The 16,884-nt window shown below is 65.8% G+C and carries 19 protein-coding genes; 7 read left to right on the top strand and 12 right to left on the bottom strand.

The genetic code is table 11. The features are described from left to right. Positions 1–2 precede the first annotated feature (2 nt). From AAFG13_RS33650 to AAFG13_RS33640, 3 genes are all read right to left on the bottom strand, one after another. Positions 3–1,091 carry a PepSY-associated TM helix domain-containing protein gene (locus AAFG13_RS33650; protein ID WP_342713446.1) on the bottom strand — a complete coding sequence of 363 codons (1,089 nt, stop codon included), beginning with the start codon at positions 1,089–1,091 and terminating at the stop codon, positions 3–5. A 280-nt stretch (positions 1,092–1,371) separates the two neighbouring features. Further along, positions 1,372–1,551 (bottom strand): hypothetical protein, encoded by a 180-nt coding sequence (locus tag AAFG13_RS33645; RefSeq protein ID WP_212313319.1) that lies wholly within the window; start codon positions 1,549–1,551, stop codon positions 1,372–1,374. Between the two features lie 9 nt (positions 1,552–1,560). Next, on the bottom strand, positions 1,561–1,794 hold the full coding sequence (locus AAFG13_RS33640) for a hypothetical protein (RefSeq protein WP_097671814.1): 234 nt from the start codon (positions 1,792–1,794) through the stop codon (positions 1,561–1,563). 179 nt (positions 1,795–1,973) lie between these two features. Here AAFG13_RS33640 and AAFG13_RS33635 point away from each other — a divergent pair, with 179 nt between their 5' ends. The 3 genes from AAFG13_RS33635 to AAFG13_RS33625 are packed head-to-tail and all read left to right on the top strand — an operon-like array spanning position 1,974 to position 6,258. Then, entirely contained in the window at positions 1,974–2,660 is a 687-nt protein-coding gene (locus AAFG13_RS33635) for a helix-turn-helix domain-containing protein (RefSeq protein ID WP_342709437.1), read from the top strand. Beyond that, a complete protein-coding gene (locus AAFG13_RS33630; RefSeq protein ID WP_342709436.1) occupies positions 2,657–5,338 on the top strand; it encodes a molybdopterin-dependent oxidoreductase in 2,682 nt (893 codons plus the stop codon). The genes AAFG13_RS33635 and AAFG13_RS33630 overlap by 4 nt, the downstream gene beginning before the upstream one ends. Next, positions 5,335–6,258, top strand: coding sequence for an FAD binding domain-containing protein (locus tag AAFG13_RS33625; protein WP_342709435.1), 924 nt, complete (start codon positions 5,335–5,337; stop codon positions 6,256–6,258). The genes AAFG13_RS33630 and AAFG13_RS33625 overlap by 4 nt, the downstream gene beginning before the upstream one ends. 9 nt (positions 6,259–6,267) lie before the next feature. Here the strand turns inward: AAFG13_RS33625 and AAFG13_RS33620 are convergent, their stop codons facing one another. The 3 genes from AAFG13_RS33620 to AAFG13_RS33610 form a co-directional block, all read right to left on the bottom strand. Then, a complete protein-coding gene (locus AAFG13_RS33620; protein ID WP_092126760.1) occupies positions 6,268–6,885 on the bottom strand; it encodes a LysE family translocator in 618 nt (205 codons plus the stop codon). 215 nt (positions 6,886–7,100) lie between these two features. After that, positions 7,101–7,643 carry a hypothetical protein gene (locus AAFG13_RS33615; RefSeq protein WP_342709434.1) on the bottom strand — a complete coding sequence of 181 codons (543 nt, stop codon included), beginning with the start codon at positions 7,641–7,643 and terminating at the stop codon, positions 7,101–7,103. Between the two features lie 7 nt (positions 7,644–7,650). Then, positions 7,651–9,090, bottom strand: a complete 1,440-nt coding sequence (locus AAFG13_RS33610; RefSeq protein ID WP_342709433.1) for a hypothetical protein — start codon at positions 9,088–9,090, stop codon at positions 7,651–7,653. A gap of 120 nt (positions 9,091–9,210) precedes the next feature. Here AAFG13_RS33610 and AAFG13_RS33605 point away from each other — a divergent pair, with 120 nt between their 5' ends. From AAFG13_RS33605 to AAFG13_RS33590, 4 genes are read left to right on the top strand one after another with little or no spacing between them, the layout of a single operon-like run. Beyond that, entirely contained in the window at positions 9,211–9,525 is a 315-nt protein-coding gene (locus tag AAFG13_RS33605) for a metalloregulator ArsR/SmtB family transcription factor (protein WP_028333124.1), read from the top strand. Next, on the top strand, positions 9,518–9,982 hold the full coding sequence (locus AAFG13_RS33600; protein WP_342709432.1) for an SRPBCC family protein: 465 nt from the start codon (positions 9,518–9,520) through the stop codon (positions 9,980–9,982). Before AAFG13_RS33605 ends, AAFG13_RS33600 begins: the two co-directional genes overlap by 8 nt. Continuing rightward, positions 9,975–10,442, top strand: coding sequence for an SRPBCC family protein (locus tag AAFG13_RS33595; RefSeq protein ID WP_342709431.1), 468 nt, complete (start codon positions 9,975–9,977; stop codon positions 10,440–10,442). The genes AAFG13_RS33600 and AAFG13_RS33595 overlap by 8 nt, the downstream gene beginning before the upstream one ends. Positions 10,443–10,474: 32 nt before the next feature. Continuing rightward, complete coding sequence (locus AAFG13_RS33590; protein ID WP_212313335.1) at positions 10,475–10,990, top strand: SRPBCC family protein; 516 nt, start codon at positions 10,475–10,477, stop codon at positions 10,988–10,990. Between the two features lies 1 nt (position 10,991). Here the strand turns inward: AAFG13_RS33590 and AAFG13_RS33585 are convergent, their stop codons facing one another. From AAFG13_RS33585 to AAFG13_RS33560, 6 genes are all read right to left on the bottom strand, one after another. Continuing rightward, positions 10,992–11,795, bottom strand: coding sequence for a DUF2189 domain-containing protein (locus AAFG13_RS33585; protein ID WP_212313337.1), 804 nt, complete (start codon positions 11,793–11,795; stop codon positions 10,992–10,994). A gap of 84 nt (positions 11,796–11,879) precedes the next feature. Further along, a complete protein-coding gene (locus tag AAFG13_RS33580; protein ID WP_342713445.1) occupies positions 11,880–13,490 on the bottom strand; it encodes an acyl-CoA synthetase in 1,611 nt (536 codons plus the stop codon). A gap of 57 nt (positions 13,491–13,547) precedes the next feature. Next, the gene (locus AAFG13_RS33575) at positions 13,548–15,068 is read right to left on the bottom strand and encodes an FAD-dependent oxidoreductase (RefSeq protein WP_342709430.1); all 1,521 of its coding nucleotides are present in this window, start codon (positions 15,066–15,068) and stop codon (positions 13,548–13,550) included. Positions 15,069–15,151: 83 nt separating this feature from the next. After that, on the bottom strand, positions 15,152–15,619 hold the full coding sequence (locus AAFG13_RS33570; protein WP_212313347.1) for a hypothetical protein: 468 nt from the start codon (positions 15,617–15,619) through the stop codon (positions 15,152–15,154). Positions 15,620–15,634: 15 nt separating this feature from the next. After that, positions 15,635–16,090 (bottom strand): GatB/YqeY domain-containing protein, encoded by a 456-nt coding sequence (locus tag AAFG13_RS33565; protein WP_092124143.1) that lies wholly within the window; start codon positions 16,088–16,090, stop codon positions 15,635–15,637. A gap of 58 nt (positions 16,091–16,148) precedes the next feature. Beyond that, entirely contained in the window at positions 16,149–16,850 is a 702-nt protein-coding gene (locus tag AAFG13_RS33560) for an alpha/beta hydrolase (RefSeq protein WP_342709429.1), read from the bottom strand. Between the last annotated feature and the right edge of the window lie 34 nt (positions 16,851–16,884).

The raw sequence follows: 16,884 nt of genomic DNA, 5'->3' as shown, positions 1-16,884 counted from the left end.
TGTCACGACGTGAGCGCGGGGTTGTCGATGGAGGCGGCGTTGGCGATGGCGCGGTCCTGGCTCACGCCGGCCTTGCGCCGGCGCAGCCACAGATACACGCCGGTGACGAGGATGAAGATGGTGAGGATGTCGAGCAGCGCCCAGACGATCTTGAGCGGCATGCCGCCGTAGTCGCCGAAATGCAGCGGCTGTGAGACGTAAAGCGTCGACACATACCAGGGCATGTCGCGGCTGTCGGTCAGATCACCGGTTTCCGCATCGATCAGCGCGGGCTTCAGCAGCCGCGAGGTCAGCGGCGTATCGCCGTGCAGGAACACCGCGTAGTGGCTCTTGCTGCTGAACAGGGTTCCCGGGAACGCGACGAAGCTCGGCGTCATTCCCGGCACCGCATGCCTGGCAACCTCGACGGCCCCATTCAGCGAGGTCAGCTTCGACGGCACCGGACGGTCGCGATACTGCGCGGTCATTTCAGCGAGCTGGCCGGACTGCCACATCTTGAGCACGAGGTCGGCCCAGGTGTTGATGACGCCGGTGAAGCCAACCACCAGCGTCCAGGCGACCAGCAGGATGCCGGCGAGATTATGGATGTCGAGCCAGCGCACGACGCGCCTCCGCTGCGCGCGGTAGGCGCCGAAGCGCAGCTTTCGCATCGACGGCGCGTAGACGACGATGCCGGAAATGATCGCGACGCAGAACAGGATCCCCATCAATCCAAGGAACAGTTTTCCGGGCAGGCCCGCGAACATGTCGGTGTGCAGCTTCAGCATGATGTAGGTGAAGCGGCCGGTCACGTCGGGGGAATCGAGATAGGCGCCGGTATGCGTGTCCATCCGGACCAGGAGGTTGTTGGTCGGATCGGCGTCGATCGTCGGGCCGACGCTGACCCAGATCGCGCCGGGCTCGTCGCGATCCCAGATCAGGAAATGGGGCACCTTGCCCGGCGCCTGCGCGAGCGCGTTGGCGAGCAGATGATCCAGATTGGCCGGCGGCGTGCCCGCCGCCGCCTCGGCCGGCTTGACCTGGCTGTGCAGGAGATCGTCGATCTCGTCATGGAAGATCAGCGGCAGGCCGGTGATGCACAACAGCAGCATGAACAAGGTGCAGATCAGGCTGGTCCATTTGTGGACGGCGCCCCATCGCCGCAGGGATTTGGTCGTCGCAGTCAACTTCGCTACCTATTCCAGTCTCCATTCCTGTCGTCACTAACACGATGAAGGATGCACGCAGCCACGCGGCGATTAGAACCCGTCCAGTGTTGGACTTATCGTTGATCGTGTTGCGCTCTCGCAACGAGCGCGTCCGGGACCTGCGACGATGCGTCCCGGCTGTCAGCGCGATTTCCTGGGATCGTTCTAAATTGGATCGCGGCGTTCAACCGGCCGACGCCGCGCGGACGGGATGCTTCGCACGCCATCTGGGGCCCGGCCCGCGCATGTAGTGCAACTCGGGCCGGTAGGGATCGCGCATACGCTCGATCAAGTTCTGCCAGCCGGTCGTGATCGCGTTCAGGCCGCGGCGCAGAGACGTCAATGATGACTGCAGCGACAGCATGGCTCGCTCTCAGTGCGGTTTGCCGAGAACGAATGCGAAGGGCAGGATGACGATCTCCTCGCCGTCCTCGTCGCTGACATGCACGGCCCAGTCGCGCCAGTCTTCCAGACTGACCGTTGCGACCAGCGAGCGCATCATGCGGGTCGCCGCCTCGCAGGCCTCGGCGAGGCTCGTCACCGAGGTGCCGCGGCGATCCATCAACACGCCGCGCGTGTTCGAGCAGTGGAAATAGACCTGCGTCATGTCCGTATCCTCGCAAGCTCCGGGCGATCGGGCTCGCCCTTGCACGACGAAACTTTACGCAGCCGGCGCGCGACGATCAGTGATGCGGCTCACACAGGCGCGGGACGGCCGCCAGGCGGCCGCGCCGCCCTCACCAAATCGCGATTTGACAGTTCTCCTATATTTGTCAAAATCGTCAAATGGGACCGAAAACCCGCATTCTCGACGCCACCATGCTGGTTTTCCGCCGGCACGGCTTTCGCCGCTCCTCGATCGAGCAGGTCGCCGAAGCGGCCGGCCTGACGCGGCAGGCGCTCTATCATCATTTCGAATCCAAGGAAGCGCTGTTCCGCGCCGTGATCGAGCGCGTGCACGAGTCCGCGATCGGGGCCGAGGAGGTTGCCGTTGCCGAGACAGAGACGGCGGGCGGCAGTCTCGGCGACATCCTTGCCGCAGGCATGACCGCGCGGATGTCGACCATGATCGCGTCGCTGGACGGCTCGCCGCATCTCGAGGAATTGTATTCGGAGCATCTCGTGCACGCGCGCGACCTCTACCAGACCTATGCCGCACGCTATGCGGAGCGCATGGTGGCCACCATCTCGCGGACCGTGCGCAAGCGTCAGCTTGCGCTGCCGCAGGAGCTCTCGCCGGCCGAATTCGCTCGGCTGGTCGAAATGTCGGTGTACGCATCGAAGTCGCAGTATCCGGCGATGCAGCCGGCGGATGCGTTCCTGAAGGACATGGCCATGATGGTACGAACGCTCTGCGCGGGCGCGGTGCCGAAATCCTTGCCAAGATCTTTGCCGAAATCCGGGAAGCCGCCCGTCAGGAAGGCGGCGATCAGGGCAAAGCCGACACGCCGCAAGACAGGAGGATGTCCATGAGCACGACGACCATCAACGGCCGCGTTGAATCGCTGCCCGATGATCCCGATTCGCTCTTGATCGACATCGTGCGCGACCAGCTCAAACTCACCGGCACCAAGCTCGTCTGCGGCGCCGGTGTCTGCGGCGCCTGCACGGTGCTGGTCGATGGCGCGCCGGTGGCAAGCTGCCTGATGCCGGCGCACGCCGCGGCCGGCAAAGCGGTGACGACGGTGGAGGCCATCGGCGCCGCCGGGCTGCATCCGGTGCAGAAGGCGTTCATGGCGCATGATGCCCTGCAGTGCGGCTTCTGCACGCCGGGCTTCATCGTGGAGGCGACCGCGTTCTGCGACCGCTGGCGCGCGACCAAGGGAACGGCTGTGCCGTCACGCGAGGAGATCGGCGCGGCGCTGTCGGGCCATCTCTGCCGTTGCGGCGCCTATGACGGGATCTTCCGTGCGGTGGCGGATGCCTGCGCCGGCCGTTTCGACGGCGACAATGTCACGGCGCCCCGCATCGAGGCGCGCGACAAGGTGACGGGCGCGGCAAAGTACACCGTCGACATCAATCATGACGGCCAGCTCGAAGGCCTGATCCTGCGCTCGCGCGAGGCGCATGCCCGCATCACCGCGCTCGATCTGGCTCCGGCGCGCGCGATCGCCGGCGTCGCCGCGGTATCGCTGATCGGCGACGATCGCATCGTGCGCTATGTCGGCGAGCCGATTGCGGCGGTCGCAGCGCGGGACCGCAAGACCGCGCTGGCCGCGCTCGCTGCGATCAAGCTGACCAGCGAACGGCTGCCCGCTGTGGTCGGGCTCGACGCCGGGCGCAAGGACGGCGCGCCTGTGGTGTTCGACAAAGCGAGCCGCAAGCGGGCCGGCAACGTCTCGGAGGCGGCCGGCGGGCCGGCGCCATGGAAGCAGAACATCCGCGGGCCGACCGCGGTGTTCTCGACGCGCGCCAAGAAGGCCCGCAACTGGGTCGAGGAGGCGCGCCAGGCCAACAACCGCCTGCTCGTCGAAGCGACCTTCCGCACTGCCACGCAGCAGCATGCATGCCTCGAGCCGCATGCCGCGGTGGCGCGCTTCGACGGCGACCGCCTGACCCTGCACGCCTCGACCCAGCAGGTGTTTCATCTGAAGGAGCAGATCGCAAAGCGCTACAAGCTCGATCACGACAAGGTCCGCGTCATCGCCGATCATGTCGGCGGCGGCTTCGGCTCGAAGGCGAGCCTCGGCACCGAGACCATCGCCGCGATCGAGCTCGCGCGCGAGGCGAAGGCGCCTGTGAGAGTTGCCTACGATCGGCAGGAAGAGCTCTCCGTCGCCGGCTATCGGCCGGCCGCGGAACTGAAGGTCGCGCTGCTGCCCTCCGACAGGGGCGGCCTGAAAGCGCTCTCCGTCACCGCGCATGCCGATACGGGGGCCGCGACCAATTCGACGATCGCGGGCCTGGCGCGGCTGATCTATCCGGCCGAGGCGAAGGACCTTTCGGATTTCGACGTCATCAGCAATTTGCCGCCCGGCGCGGCCTTCCGCGGCCCCGGCGGTCCGCCGATGGCGTTCGCGGTGGAGCAGGCGATCGATGAGGCCGCGCTGCGGCTCAAGGTCGATCCGATTGCCTTGCGCAAGCGCTGGGATCCCGATCCCAACCGCCAGCGACTCTACGACTGGGCATCCGGGCTCGAGATCTGGCGCAACCGGAAGCCCGCGCAGAACGGGCGCTATCGCCGCGGCATCGGCATGGCGACCGGCTACTGGCTCTATCTCTGGCAACCCAACGTGAAGGTCGAGGTCGCGGTCAAGGGCGGCCGGATCGTCGCCAGTACCGCGACGCAGGACATCGGTACCGGCACCCGCAGCGTGCTTGCCGACACGATCGCGCGCGAGTTCGATCTCGAACCGGCTGACATCGACGTGCGGATCGGCGATTCATCGCTGCCCGAAGGGCCGGGCTCCGGCGGCAGCCGCGTCACCGCCTCGGTGATGCCGCCGACGCTGCAGGCGGTGCGGAAACTGAAGGCCGCGATCCTCAAGCAGGCGACACGAAAGCCCGTGCCCGGCTCGAACGCGCCCTGGCGCGAGCTGATCGCGCGCTCGCCCGACATCGCCGTGACGGAGACGCGCGGCGAGGACGGCAAGAACACCGCGCCCGGCATCCGGTCGCCGCTGCGCGAAGTCGGCCTGATGGGCATGGTGTTCGGTTGGATGATGCGCCGCTTCTCGAACATCGCGGTCGGCGCCGGTGTGCCGAGCTCGGTGCAGGTGATCGAGGTGGAGGTCGACACCTGGCTCGGCCATGTCCGCGTGCTCAACGTGCATACCGGCATCGCGGTCGGCAAGATCGCAGCGCCCGCACTGGCGCGCAGCCAGGCCTGCGGTGCGGTGATCCAGGGCCTCGGCTACGCGCTCTACGAAGCGCGCGAGCTCGATCCGACCAGCGGTGACGTGCTCACCGCGGGGATGGAGGATTATCGCATCCCGGGGATTGCCGACACGCCCGAGATCGATGTGCATTTCGACGAAGCCGGCTTCGACCATGTGCTCGGCAACAGCGTCGGCATCGGCGAGGCATCGACGGTGCCGACCTCGGCCGCGGTCGCGAACGCGATCCACGACGCGATCGGCGTCCGCCTCACCGAGATTCCGATCCGGCCCGACCGCATCGTCGCCGCGCTGAAAGGGAGGGATGCCGCATGAGTGGCGCAATCGCAGAGGCACTGTCCGCGCCCGAATTCCGTGCCGCCGGCACCGATCTGTCGGAGCGTCGTCGCAGCGGCCTGTCGTGCGGATCGATCATCGATCTCACCGCCAGTCCCGATACGATCGGTATCGCATGGGGCGCGGACGGCGCGGCACGCATCGGCGCCCTCACCGCGATCGCGGCGATCGCATCCGACGCGCGGCTCGCGCAGGCCTATCCCGGCATCACTGCTGCCGCGCAGGGCCTTGCTACGCCGCAGATCCGGCACATGGCGACGCTTGGCGGCAACCTCGCGCAGCGTTCACGCTGTTGGTATTTCCGCAATCCGCAGATCGCCTGTCTCAAGAAGGGCGGCTCCGACTGTCCGGCGCGAGCGGGCAACCATCTCTATCACGTCGCGTTCGATCTCGGCCCCTGCGTGGCGCCGCATCCCTCGACCATGGCGATGGCGCTGCTGGCCTATGACGCGAAGATCGTCACCGACCGGCGCAGCGGACTGTCGATCATCGATCTGCTCGGCGACGGCAGCGACGGCACGGCCGACAATCTGCTCGCATCGGGCGAACGGATCGAGCGGATCGAGCTCCCTGCCCCGCTGGCCGGCGAGCGCGCGCTCTACAAGCGCGCGATCAGCCGGACGCATGCGGAATGGCCGCTGGTCGAGGTCTGCGTGCGGGCCGTGATAGAAGGCGGCGTATTCCGCGAGGTCCACATCACCGCCGGCGGCATCGCCCCGGTCCCGGTGCGTCTTGCGGCAAGCGCTGCGGCGCTGCAGGGAAAGCCGGCCAACGCAGCCAGTGCGGCGCAAGCCGCCGAACCGGCAACAGCGGGCGCCAAGCCGCTGACGATGACGGGATACAAGCTCGATCTGCTGACGGGCCTGGTGCGCGACGTGGTCGAGCGAATTGTGGCGTAGCGCGCGGGCTCAGCGCGCGCGGGTGAGCGCCAGCCAGATGCCGCCGCCGATCATGAAGCCGCCGGATATCCGCGACATCAGCCGCGTCCGCTCCTTGGAGAAAAACTTTCGGGCGCGGCCGGCCGCCAGGGCGTAGGCGGCGTCGGTCAGCACGGCGGTCGCCATGAAGGTGACGCCGAGCAGCGCCACCTGCGGAATGTGCGGCTTGTCCATGTCCATGAACTGCGGGATGAAGGCGCCGAAGAACACCAAGACCTTCGGGTTCGAGAGCAGCACCAGAAAGCCCTGCAGGAAGAAGCCGCCGCGTGGCGGCGGCGGCCGATCGTCGGTGCCGACGCCCTCGACCGGCGAACGGATCAGCTTGATGCCGAGCCAGACCAGATAGGCGGCGCCGGCAAAGCGCACCCAGTCGAACCAGTAGCCCATCGTCGCCATCAGCGAGGTCAGCCCGACCGCGACGATGCCGATCACGATCGCGAGCCCGACCTGCGCGCCCAGCACATTGGTGAGCGCGGCGCGCGTGCCGTAGCGCAGCCCGTTGGCGATCACCATCGTGACGATCGGACCGGGCAACAGCGCCAGCGCGATGCAGGCGGCGACGAAGGCGAAATAGGCTTGCAGGGACATTGGGGGCCCGTTTGTTGCTTGCGTCATTATGCATGCAAGAGCCGAACATGGAAGCGGTCTGCTCCCTCGCCTCGCTCTTGCGGGGAGAGGGTCGGGGTGAGGGGCTCTCTCCGCCAGGCGGTGCGAGTCGTTAGACCTGTACCCCCTTAACCCGGATCGCAAGCGCGATCCGACCTCTCCCCGCAGGCGGGGAGAGGTGAAGAGCCAGTTCTAACTCAACGCCCCTCCATGGCCCCAATCATCCACGCTCTGATCTCTCGCCCCTCCAGAAACTTTAACGTCGCGCCCTGTACGCGCGCCGTATCTCCCCCGCCCTGCGCCGCCACCGCCATGAGATCGCAGCGATGCGAGGCCGCGATGCCGATCGCGATGCGCTTTCCCGTGGGCATCTCGATATCATACGCCCTGATCCGTCCGGGCATATCGGCGACATCGACGACATCGCCGGCCTTCAGCGGCACAAAGAGCGGGCTGATCATGTCGACATCGGAAACGCGATCGACCTCGTCGTCATCGGCGACGCCGCTGTCGCAGTTGCAGAAGCCGAGCTTCGGCCGGAGATAGACCTCGACCTCGGCGCCGCACTCGGCCGCGCCGCACCGAAAGGCGCGGCCAGCGGGCCAGCCGTCACGCGGAAACGGCCAGGCGATCTCGCGCCATTGCGCGGGGTGCGGCGGCGCCATCTCGTAGCCGGCCACGGCCGAGAGGCCGCCGAGCGCCAGGAACATCGCCGCGATGACCGGCCACGAGCGTATCATCGCCCGCTCACGGCAGACCGGCGACGGCCCGCGCCGCGCCGGTCAGTTCGAGGGTGTGCAGGCCGGTGTTGGCGCGGTCGACCGCGTAAATGTAGCCGCGCTCGTCGGTCTCGACATTGTTGGTCTGGATTGCGACCTTGCAGCGGTCCTTGCCGTCGATCGTGACGCAGCGCTTGTCGGTCGCCGCGGTGATGGCGGGAATGAAGTACCCGACTTCCCTGGGGTGATAAGGATCGCGGATATCGAGCGCGCGGACGCCCGCGTTGAAGAAGGCGATGAAGGCCAGCTTCTTGTAATAGACCGGCGCCATGCTCTCGTTCGAAGAATGCGAACCGAACCGGCCGCCGCGCTCGCAGAATGCGCCGGAGGCCTCGGGCACGGTGTAGCTCGAGATCATCATCGGCCGCGCTTCCGTGGTGACGTCGGCGAACCACACCATCTGCCGCGCCTCGCCGCACTCGTTCTGGATCGCCTCATCGACGATCATCACGATGTCGCGGCTCTTGCCGTCCTTGTCATGGGCGAATTCCGCGATCGGCATGTCCGGCATCGGAAACACCGTGTGCGCGCCGTTCAGCGCGGACAGCGGCATCCGCGCGATCTCCGGGAATTTCAGATTGTCCGGCGTCGGCTGCTTCGGCCCGTTCAACAGCTTCTCGCGATCGACGATCTGCAGGAAGCCGCCCTTGTCGGTGCCGTAGCCGAAATAGACGCGATTGCCCTGCGGCCCGGTCGAGATCGGCCCGTGCAGTTCGGTCGGCACCGCGCCGGTCGCACCCGGCTCCTGCCCGGGCAGGCCGAAATCCCTGATCTTCTTTGGCTGCGCGGGATCGGAGAGATCATAGATTTGCGTCATGCGCCGCGTGCGCCAGTCCGGCGCGCCCGACACCAGGAACGCGATGCCTGTCTCGCATTCCCAGAAATTCTTGTGCGTGTCCTTGAGCCCTCCGATCCGGGTGACGAGCACGGGATTGGCGGGATCGGCGACGTTCCAGATCTCATGCGCCTCGCTGCCGAAGGTGCGCAGCATGTAGACCGCGCTGCGATCACCCTTCGGCAGATCCTTGCCGTCGCAGATCCGCACCATCTGCGCGCCGCCGGATTCGTATTTGCCTTCCTGTCCCGGAATGTGCCGCAGATATTTCGGATGCGCAGGATCGGTGACGTCGACGATCGAGGTGCCGTTCGGCTCGGCCTTGCCGGTCATCGGATTGATTGGATCGGGAACGTCGTCGGTGCCGCCGTGATGGCCGATATAGGCGATCCATCTGTCGCCCTGGCGATGGATGGTCGGCTGATAGGCGCCGCGTGCCTGCAGGTCGCTGGTTCCAACCAGCCGCATGTTGGAGGCTTCGGGCGGGTCGCCGATCTTCTGCTGGGCGCTCGCAGCATTCGCGAGCAGGACAAGAAGAGACGTGCAGCAAACTGCCGTAACGCGACCACCCATGCGCATCACCCCGAGTTCCACGCCAATCTGCGTTGGCTGCGCGGAACGCTAGCACGGCGATACCAACGCCCAAACACACGCTCTTGACATGCAACCATTTGGTTGCCTATTATCTGACCCATGGACGAAGTCTTCAAAGCCCTCGCGGATGCCTCACGGCGGACGCTGCTTGACCGACTTCACGATCAGAACGGGCAGACGCTCGGCGAGCTCTGCGACGGCCTCGACATGACGCGTCAGGCCGTCACCAAGCACCTTGTGATTCTCGAGGAGGCCAACCTCGTCACCACGATCAGGCATGGCCGCGAGAAGCTGCACTACCTCAACCCGGTTCCGATCCATCAGATCGGCGAGCGGTGGATCAGGAAGTTCGAGCGCGGGAAGCTCGCCGCGCTCAGCGAATTGAAACGGCAATTGGAGAAGCGTGATGAGTAAGCCGGATTACGTCTACGTCACCTATATCGAGACCACCGCCGAGAAGCTGTGGCACGCGCTGACATCGAGCGACTTCACCGAACAGTTCTGGTTCGGCTATCGGGTCAGCTCGGACTGGAAAGTCGGCTCGCTCTACCATCTAACCAAGGATAGCCGCCGCGCCGTGCAGGGCGAGGTGCTGATCGCCGATCCGCCGAACAAGCTCGCCTATAGCTGGGACGTGGTGAAGGAGGGCGCCGCACGCGAACAGGCCTCGCGCGTGACCTTCGACATCGAGCCGCACGGCAGCGTGGTCAAGCTGACCGTGACGCACGACAATCTCGGTCCGAAGACGCTGCGCGACATCTCAGGCGGCTGGCCGATGGTGATTGCAAGCCTGAAGAGCTTCCTGGAGACCGGACGCGAATTGCCGGCCGACCTGCTCACGAGCGGCGCCAAGGAGGCCTACCATGCCTAAGCCCGAATTCGTCTACGTCACCTATATCGAAACCACGCCGGACAGATTGTGGGACGCGCTGACCAACAGCAGATTCACGCGGCAGTACCGGTTCGACACCGAGCTGAAATCGGACTGGAAGGTCGGCTCGCCGCTGGCGCTGGTGATGGACGGCAAGACCACCGACACCGGCGAGATCCTCGAGGCCGATCCGCCGCGGCGTCTCGCCTACACCTTCAAGCACGTGCTCGACGAGGACATGCGCAAGGAGCCGGCGACCAAAGTGGTCTTCACGCTCGAACCCCATGGCAAGATCGTAAAGCTGACCGTGACCCATGAGGGCTTCGGCGCCGGCAGCAAGCTGCTCGACGGCATTTCCAGGGGCTGGCCGGCGATCCTGTCCGCGCTCAAGAGCCTGCTCGAGACCGGCAAGGCGGTCACAATCCCGCCTGCCGCGCTCGGGATCGACGGCTTCGAATGACGATGAAAATCTATCGACGGGTGCGTACAGACATGAACATCGGGAAATTCAAGCCGGCGATCGTCTATGCGATCTACATCGCAGCCACACCCGAGAAGGTATGGCAGGCATTGACCCAGGCCGAGTTGAGCCGGCAATATTTCTCCGGCAACGCGGTCGAGGTCGATCTTCGGGTCGGCGGCGCCTACATCGTGCGCACGCCCGACGGCGCGCTGCATATCTCCGGCGAGGTGATCGAGTGCGATCCGCTGAAGCGGCTGACCGTCACCTTCAACGTCAACTGGCCGCTGCTCGTCGAAAAACTCGGGCCGACGCTCGTCACCTACGAGATCGAGCCAGCCGGCGACGGCGTGAAGCTGACCTTGCTGCAATCGCATGACCGCCCGATCAGCGACGACATCCTGTCCGGCGGCCGCACCGGCTGGCCGGCGATCCTCTCCAGCCTGAAGAGCCTCGTGGAGACCGGCAAGGCCATGGTGATCCCGATGCAGCCGCCGCAGCGCATGCTGGCCGCGCTGAAGGAACTGGGGGTTCCGATGCCGTCGTAACTCACTCCCGCCGCAGGATCGGGTCGGCAAAGGAACCTATGGGAACGACGACGCGGCGGTAGAGATGCCATGTGGTGTGCCCGAGCACCGGAATCGTCACGAGCAGGCCCAGGAAATACGGAATCGCCGAGACGATCAGCAGCACGACGATCACCGCCGCCCACCCAATCATGGGCAGCGGGCTCGTCACGACCGCACGCACGCTCGTGATCATCGCGGTCACGAAATCGACTTCGCGATCCAGCAGCAGCGGGAACGATATTACGGTCAGCGAGAACAGGATCAGCGACAGCGCCGCCCCGTCGGCATTGCCGATGACAAGGAACAACAGGCCCTCATTGGTGGTGAGCACCACCGTCAGGAATTCGCGGAAGCTGGAAAAGGAAACGTTGAGCCCGAGCAGGAGCGCGAGCAACAGCCTCACCTGATACATCCAGATCACGAACACAAACAGCGTGACGAACGCCATCCAGCCGATTTCGCCACGCGAGCGCAGCTTCGACCAGATCACGCTGAGCGAAATCGGCTCGCCCGTTTCGCGGCGCCTGCTGATCTCGTACAGACCGATCGCAACGAACGGGCCGATCAGCGCAAACCCCGCCGCGAGCGGATAGGCCAGATAGACCATGCCGAGCGCGGTCAGGCACAGCAGGATCGCGTTGCCTCCAATCATGTAGATCGCACCGAACATCAGTCCGTAGAGCGGCACGGCCTGGAAATCGCGCAGCCCCTGCCCGAGCGCCTCCGCGATGTCAGCCACGCGGATCTTGCGCACCACCGGATCGAGCTTGCCAGATATCGACATCAGCCTTGCCGCAAATGATTGAGCGGGCATCGATGCAGGCGACGGCGAGAACTGCATTGACGCCGATCAATATTGTGTCGCGGCCTACCCCAGCGCCCGCAACTCCCGCCGCAGCACCTTGCCCGTCGCCGTCATCGGCAGGCTGTCGGCGAACTGCACGAAGCGCGGATATTCGTGGGCGGCGAGCTGGACCTTGACGAATTCCTGGATCTCGCGCGCCAGCGCATCGCTCGGCGCATGGCCGGGCCGCAGCACAATCCAGGCCTTGATCGATTCGGTGCGGATCGGATCGGGAATGCCGACCACCGCCGACATCGCGACCGCCGGATGCTTCATCAGCGTGTGCTCGATCTCGGACGGGCCGACGCGATAGCCGGCCGTGGTGATGACGTCGTCCTCGCGGCTGACGTACCAGAAATAGCCGTCCTCATCCTGCACGCCGAGATCGCCGGTCAGCAGGAATTCGCCGGCATACTTCTTCGCTGTCGCTTCCGGATTGCGCCAGTACTCGATCATGGTGCAGGGGCAAGGCTGGCGCACACCGATGATGCCGCGCTGTCCCCGCGGCAGCTCCTCGCCCCTGTCGTTGACGATGCGGACGTCGAAGCCCGGCGTGGCGCGGCCCATCGAGCCCGGCCGGATCGGAAACAGGTTGGAGTTGCTGCCGATCACGAGATTGCATTCGGTCTGCCCGAACACCTCATGGGCATCGATGCCGAAGGTCTCGCGCACCCAGCCCAGAAGCTCGCCGCCGAGCGACTCGCCGCCGGTGAAGATGCTGCGCAGCCTGACGCCGGAATTTTTCACATTGGCCTGCCGCATCAGCTTCAGCGCGGTCGGCGGCAGGAACACGTTGCGGATGCCGAGCTCGGCCATCATCTGCATCGCGGCCTGCGGCTCGAACTTGCGGGCGCGGTGACCGACCATCGGAATGCCATGGTACCAGAACGCGAACAGGCCGTTGATCAGGCCGCCGATCCACGCCCAGTCGGCCGGCGTCCACATCAGGTCGCCGGGCTTGGGCAGGAAGTTGTGGCACATCTCGACATTGGGCAGATGGCCGAGCACGACGCGGTGCGCATGCAGCGCGCCCTTCGGATTGCCCGTGGTGCCGGACGTGTAGATGATCAATGCGGGATCGTCGGCCGAGGTGTCGACGGTGGCAAATTCCGGTGATGCCGACTTGATCGCGTTCCAGAATGACTTCGTACCGGCCGGCGTCTTATCGCCGACGATGTAGACGCTCTTCAGCTCGGGCAGGCGATCGCGGATCTTTGCGATCTTCTCCCAGCCGGCCTCATCGGTGATGACGGCCTTCGCCGCCGAGTTCGACAGGCGGAATTCGAGCGCATCCTCGCCGAACAGCGCAAACAGCGGGATCGAGATCAGCGCCGCGCGGAACGCCGCAAGATGCGCGACCGGCAATTCGAGCGATTGCGACAGGAACACCGCGACGCGGTCGCCGCGCACCAGGCCGTCGGCGTTCAGGACATTGGCGAAGCGGCGCGAGGCGTCCGCGACCTCATCGAACGAGGTGCGCGTGGTGCCGCCATCCTCGTCAACATAGATCAGCGCAAGCCGGCCCGTACCGTCGGCATGGCGGTCGCAGCAGGCGGTCGCCATGTTGAAGCGCGCGGGGACATCCCAGCGGAAGTTGCGATAGAGCTCGTCGTAGGTTTTGGCTTCCTGAAGCATGGCTACAGAGTAGACCATCGCCGTCGGACCACAAACCCCTCCTTGCGGGGAAAGCGGTCAGGCTGCCGCCCGCTCCATTGTGATCTCGGCCTCAAGGCTTTCGCGGTCGCGATAGATCGACGCGACCGCGAGCACGCGCCCGCCGCGCTTGTAGCGGAGCATGCAATCCCTGCCGGCGATGCTGCCGTTCACCGCGATCTCGTCCCACTGCTCGGCGTGGCCGACATAGTTGATCGGCACGTCGTAATGCTGGCTCCAGAAGAACGGCACCGCATCGAACACCTCGCGCTGCCCAAGCATATTCCGCGCGGCGGTCTGGCCCTGGCGCTCAGCCACCACCCAGTGCTCGACCCGGATGTTCTCGCCGCTGTGCGGATCGGGCCAGCGCGCGATATCGCCGGCCGCGTAGATGCCGGGGACGCTGGTCTCGAGACAGGCGTCCACTGTCACGCCGCGATCGATCGCGAGCCCGGCTCCCTCCGCCAGCGCCAGCCGCGGCTTCACGCCGACACCGAGCACGACGAGGTCGGCATCGAGCACCGGCCCGCTCTTCAGGCGCGCGCGCTTGCCGTCGATCGCGGTCACGGTGTCGCCGAGGTGGAAGACGACGCCATGCTCCTCGTGCAGCGCGCGGACGAAATCGCCCATCTCAGGCCCGAGCACGCGCTCCAGCGGCCGCTGTTCCAGCCCGACCACGTGAACTTCGATATCCCGCGCGCGCAACGAGGCCGCAACCTCGAGCCCGATGAAGCTTGCGCCGATCACAACCGCGCGGCGCGCTCCGCTGGCCGAAGCGATGATCGCCCGGCAATCGTCGAGGGTGCGCAACACATGAACGTGGGGCTGGTCCGCGCCCGGGATCGGCAGCCGCACCGGCTCCGCGCCGGTCGCCAGCAGCAGCCGGTCATAGGGAATTGTTTCGCCGCCGGCGAGCACGACGTTGCGGCGGCCGGCGTCGATCGACTGGACCTCGGTCCTGAGCCTGAGATCGATCGCCGCGTCGGCATAGAAATTGTCCGGCTTCAGCGGCAGCCAGTCTTCCGGCGCGCTGCCGGCGAGAAAATCCTTCGACAGGTTCGGCCGATCCACCGGCGGCGTAGCCTCGCCGCTCAGCATGACGATGCTGCCGCGATAGTCCTGCCGTCGCAGCATCTCGGCGGCGGCAAAGCCCGCCGCGCCTCCGCCGACGATCACGATCCTGCCGGGCGCATCGACCGGGCCCTTGAGGCGGGGCTTCGGCTGCTCGCGCTTCTCGCGCACGATGATGCGATCGCCGTCGCGCTCGACCTTCCAGACCGCGAGCGCGTTGAAGGCGGGCGCCGCGGTCGCTTCACCGGTGCGAATGTCGAAACAGGCGTGATGCCAGGGGCAATGCACGGTCTCGCCCTCCACTAGGCCGTCGGCGAGCGGGCCATGATAATGGCTGCAATGCGCGTCGATGGCGAAGATATCCGCCCCCGAACGCACCAGCAGCACGTCGTCGTCGCCGACATGGCCGAGCAACATCTTGCCCGGGAATTCGGCGAGTGCCACGCCTTCTGTCAGATCCGGACCGGAAGGAGCTTGCTGATCGGCCATGGCCTGTCTCCAGTTTTTCCAGAACCTCACCTCGAGGGCGCCGCCTTCACCGGGCCTTGGTGCCCCTTTGCGGCAAGCCGATCTCAGCTTCCCTGCATGTAGCGGACCGGGTTCTCCTGATCCGCCTTGAAGATCTCGGCGGCCTCGGCGAACAGCGCCGCAACGGCAGCCGCCTTCAGATCAACAAACGCCTCGAAACTGAAATTGTTGCCACCCGCCCGTAATTCGCCGAGCTTGCCGGCGTAGCAGGACACCAGCGGCTTGCCGCCGCGGGTCACGGCGACATAGACGCTGATGTAGTTCTTCTGCAGCGCCACCCCGATCACCGGCCAGACAGCCGTCTTGCCGGACTTGATCGCATAGCGAAACTGACCGTAGCCGATCATGTTCATGCGCATGCCGGCCTCACCGGCCGGCGTGCCCGCATGAAAGTGCCGCTTGAGCGAAGGCGCGGCCTTTCGCATCACCGCATGCAGTTGTTCGAGATCCGCGGTGCGGCCGGGATCAAAGGCGAGGTAGGCTTCCAGGCTGTCCGCCGCGACACGAAACATCGGAAGCCTCCGCCGCTATCCCGCGAGCGCCGCCTTCACCAGGCCGCTGGCCTTGCCGAAATCCATCTGGCCGGCGTATTTCGCCTTCAGCGCCCCGATCACCTTGCCCATGTCCTTGATGCCGGCCGCATTGGTCTCGGCGATAACAGCCGCGATCGCGGCCTTCACGTCGTCATCGGACATCTGCTTCGGCAGGTAGGCGGAGATCACGGCGATCTCCTCGCGCTCCTGGGCGGCGAGCTCGGCGCGGCCGCCCTTGTCGTAGAGCTCGACCGATTCCTGGCGCTGCTTGATCATCTTCTGCAGGACGCTCAGAAGGTCGGCATCGGACAGTGGCGGCTTGCCCTGCCCGCGCGCGTCGATGTCCGCGTTCTTGATGGTCGAATTGACCATGCGCAGCGTGGAGAGCTTGCGCTCATCCTTAGCCTTCATCGCTTCCTTGACCGCAGTGTTGATATCGTCGCGCAGCATCCTGGTGTCCTTAAACTGGCAATCCCCTCATGTAGGCAGTTTGCAGCGACTGGACAACCTAGTTCCGCAACCACTCAACCAGCGCGTCCGCGCAGGCCTGCGGCTGTTCCAGCTGCGGCAGGTGACCGCAATTGGCGAGCACCACGAGCTTTGCCCCGGGAATGCCATTGGCCATCTCGTCCGACAATAAGTTCGGAACGGTGTTGTCGGTATCCGACGTCAGCACCAGGGTCGGGCACTTGATCCAGGCCATGCTCGGCCGCGAATCCGGCCGGCTGAGCACCGCGTTCTGCTGGCGGATGAAGGCTTCCGCGCCGACATCCTCGCTCATGTCCTCGACGATTCGGCGCAGGTTTGCATCGCCCTGCCGCGACGGATGCACGAGGCCCGGAAACAGCTCGTCGACCACGCTCCGGTACTGACCGGTTTTGGCACGCTCGATCATGCCGCGGCGGCGTGCGGTTGCTTCCGGCGTGTCAGCCCTCGCCTGGGTGCTCATCAGCGCCAGTTTCGCCACCCGCTCGGGCGCCTGGCGCATGATCTCGAAGGCGATGTAGCCGCCCATCGAATGCCCGGCGAGCGCAAAGCGCGGCGGTGCCTCGGCCAGGATCCGGCGGGCGATCGCGCCCATATTGTCGTCCCTGACATGGTTGGCGACCGTGACCGGCCCGCACCGCCACAGCGCCGGGATGACCGGGGCAAAGATCCGCGGTGAGCAGATGAGGCCCGGGACGAGCAGGATCGGCATCGTATTGTCCATGCGGGAGCTCCGGACCGGGTCATTTTCGGCAAGC

The organism is Bradyrhizobium sp. B124 (genome assembly GCF_038967635.1).
GTDB lineage: Bacteria > Pseudomonadota > Alphaproteobacteria > Rhizobiales > Xanthobacteraceae > Bradyrhizobium.
The sequence above is the reverse complement of the archived record's forward strand: the minus strand, read 5'-3'. Positions and strand labels throughout refer to the sequence as shown.